Source organism: uncultured Neglectibacter sp. (assembly GCA_937958185.1).
Taxonomy (GTDB): Bacteria; Bacillota; Clostridia; order Oscillospirales; family Acutalibacteraceae; genus Acutalibacter.
The window spans coordinates 1-2,958 of record CALFFN010000033.1; the positions used below are offsets into that span (position 1 = coordinate 1).

Genomic DNA, 2,958 nt, shown 5'->3' on the forward strand with positions numbered 1-2,958 from the left:
TGTCAAAAGGTATACCTTTTGACAGTGGTTTTTTAGATATGAACAGATAACCCGGCAGCCCGCCAATGGTGGCGGGCTGCCGGGCTTGTCACTCAGTCGTCAGGTGCAGCACGTGGCACACGCCGGGAATGGCTTCACCCTGCTGCTGGGAGGTGGGAGACATCAGCGCGCCGGTGGCGCAGAACAGGATATTCCTGAGGTTCCCGCTTTCCATGCGCTTCAGCAAATGCCCGCACAGCACGGAAGCGGAACAGCCGCAGCCGGAGGCTCCGGCGTGTACATCCTGCGCCTCCCGGTCGTACAGCAGCAGCCCGCAGTCGTTGTGCACCTGCCTGATATCCACGCCGTTGTCCTCCAGGGACTGGTACAGCAGGGTGGTGCCCACCAGCCCCAGGTCGCCTGTGTAAATGCCGTCGTAATCCTGTGGCTTCGTGCCCGTGTCGGACAGGTAGCGGTAAATGCTGTCCGCGGCGGCAGGCGCCATGGCGGCGCCCATGTTGGCAGGGTCCTTCACGCCCAGGTCCACGATCCGTCCTGCCAGCCCGTGGCGGATCTTTATGGCTCCTCCCTTTCCCACCACAATGCTGCCGGAGGCGGTGGCGGTCCACTGGGCGGTGGGGGTGCGCTGGGAGCCGTATTCCAGCGGCGTGCGGAACTGGCGCTCTGCCGAGCAGAAATGGGAGCTTGTCACCGCCACCGCCCGCTCTGCCGCGCCGCTTTCCACGGTCATCGCCGCCATCAGCAGCGTCTGCGCCATGGTGGAGCAGGCGCCGTACTGCCCCAAAAACGGGATTTGAAAATCCAGCAGCCCAAAGGTGGAGGAAATGCACTGGTTCAATAAGTCCCCCGCGAAAATAAAATCCATCTGCTGGGCGGTCATGCCGGATTTTTCAATTGCCAGCGTCACCGCTTCCTTTTGCAGCTGGGCTTCCGCCTTTTCCCAGCTTTCCATGGTCAGGCTGGTGTCCTGAAAGGTCTGGTCAAAATCAGCCCCCAGGGGACCTTCCGCTTCCTTTTTCCCGCCGATGGCGGCATGGCTCAGCACCGTAGGCGGCGCGGAAAATTCCAAGGTGCTCTGTCCGATTCGTTTCATAGCTTCCCCCTTCGCCCTATTTTTTGAAAAACCGGGCAATTTCCTTTTGCCCTTTAGTCTCTCCACTTTTCGGGAAATTACGCAAAGCCAAAAATTCCCACAAAAAAAGCGCCCGGCAAGCTGCCGGACGCTTCTCAGATTTCTGCTATTTTTACGCCGCATAGCGCACCATGCGCATGAGGCAGGCGACGCCCTCCGACCGGGTAATGGTGTTCTTCGGGCGAATGGTGCCGTCGGGATAGCCGGTCAAAATGCCGGTTTTTTCCGCCTGCGCAACGGCTGTTTTCGCAAAGCCGCTGATTTTTTCCGCGTCTGCAAAGGAGCTGCTTTCCTCCGCGTCCACAGCGATATTCCTGCTTTCCAGGTACCGCATTATCATGGTGGCAGCCTGCTCCCTGGTCACTCTGCCGCTGGGATTGAAGCGGGTCTCCGATTCGCCGTATACCACGCCGTTTTCATACGCCCAGTTCACGGAACCGGCGTACCACTCGTTTTGATTGACGTCTCTAAAAGGGGCGGACGCCGCCGCTTCCACATCTGCCCCGGCGGCTCTTGCCAGCACGGTTGCCAGCATGGCGCGGGTCATGGTGCCCTCGGGCTGGAACGTGATGTCGTTGATTCCCGTGATAAGCCCCATATCCACCGCTTCGCGCATATCGTTAAAATACCAGCTGCCGTGGGAAACGTCCAGAAAATAGTCCCCCTCGAACAACGCGTACAGCTTTACGTCTCCCTCAGGAATGAAGGTATATTCCGTGTCGCTGCTCAAAAGCACGCCGCGGCTATTGTACCAGCCCTTGAAGGGGACCCCTTCCTCCGCGGTGAGGGTGACCTCCTCGCCCCAGGGGTGCCTGCCGTCTCCGCTTACCCTGTGGCCGCCGGAAACCTGCACCGTCACGTTGGATTCCTTTTCGCGGCTGGACGTAATGGGCAGAAAGCCAGCGTCCCGCACATCGTTCACATCGGTTTCCGGCGTGTAATCGTACCACCTGCTCCGGGGAATGCCGAAATATTCATAGGTGACAACGCCGTTGTTGCCGTACAGGCGCACGTCCTGCTGGGCGTCGAAAATATAGTCCTGCCCGCCGATGCGGAGCACCGTCCAGCCGTGGTGCCCAGTCCAGTCGCCGATACGCAGAATGCCCGTATGGACATAGCTTTCCACCCCCACGTACCGCGCCATAATGGCAAACAGCGCCGCCCAATCGTAGCACACGCCCGTTTTCGCCGTCAGGGAGTGGTAGGAGCGGTGGATCATTTCCTCCGGGATCGCCTTGGGCAGCCCCGGCTCATAGGTCAGGTCGTACCGCAGGGTGAATTTGTCATACGCCGGGGCATAGTCCTGGGAATAGCCCGCCCAGCTGTAGGTCACGTTGTAGACAGACCAATCGTACATGGCTTTGATCTTCGTGTACGGGTCCCTGTCGGCGTAAGGCGCCAGAATATTTCCCAGCAGCCTGTCCATTTCCGCGTAACCCGTCCGCTGGGGGTGCAGCTCCACTCGGTTTAAGAGCGCCCGCGTTTCGCTCAGGCTCATGGCGTTCCCCGCCGCCCGCGCCGTGAAGCCGGGCAGCATGCCCACACAGAGAATGACTGCCAGCACCAGCGATATGACCCGCTTTTTTCCGTTTTTCATACTCATGTTTCCTCAATTCCCCCTCAAAATAGAAATCGATCCCGCTTTTTCTTATCATATCGTATTTTTGGGGACTTGACAATAAAAAACACAAAAAAAAGAAAGGATTCACAAAAGAACCCTTCCCTTTGGCTTTTGCAAAAAAAGCTTACAGCATTTCCAGGACGATTTCGCCGTCCCTGGCGGCAAGGGACACGCCGCTGACATTGCCCTCGCCTTTTTCCACCAG

Annotated in this window: 2 protein-coding genes; both read right to left on the reverse strand. The window is 58.5% G+C overall.

Features of this window, described 5'->3' with window-relative positions; genetic code table 11:
* Window positions 1-88 precede the first annotated feature (88 nt).
* Entirely contained in the window at window positions 89-1,093 is a 1,005-nt protein-coding gene (locus AB8996_RS10475; protein WP_369298934.1) for a stage V sporulation protein AD, read from the reverse strand.
* Window positions 1,094-1,244: 151 nt separating this feature from the next.
* Window positions 1,245-2,729: an S-layer homology domain-containing protein gene (locus tag AB8996_RS10480; protein ID WP_369298935.1), complete on the reverse strand. Its 1,485-nt coding sequence runs from the start codon at window positions 2,727-2,729 to the stop codon at window positions 1,245-1,247.
* Window positions 2,730-2,958 lie beyond the last annotated feature (229 nt).

Bases quoted from the DNA above. Each gene is read 5' to 3' on its own strand.
- AB8996_RS10475 (WP_369298934.1), bottom strand. From the start codon at position 1,093: ATGAAACGAATCGGACAGAGCACCTTGGAATTTTCCGCGCCGCCTACG.
- AB8996_RS10480 (WP_369298935.1), bottom strand. From the start codon at position 2,729: ATGAAAAACGGAAAAAAGCGGGTCATATCGCTGGTGCTGGCAGTCATT.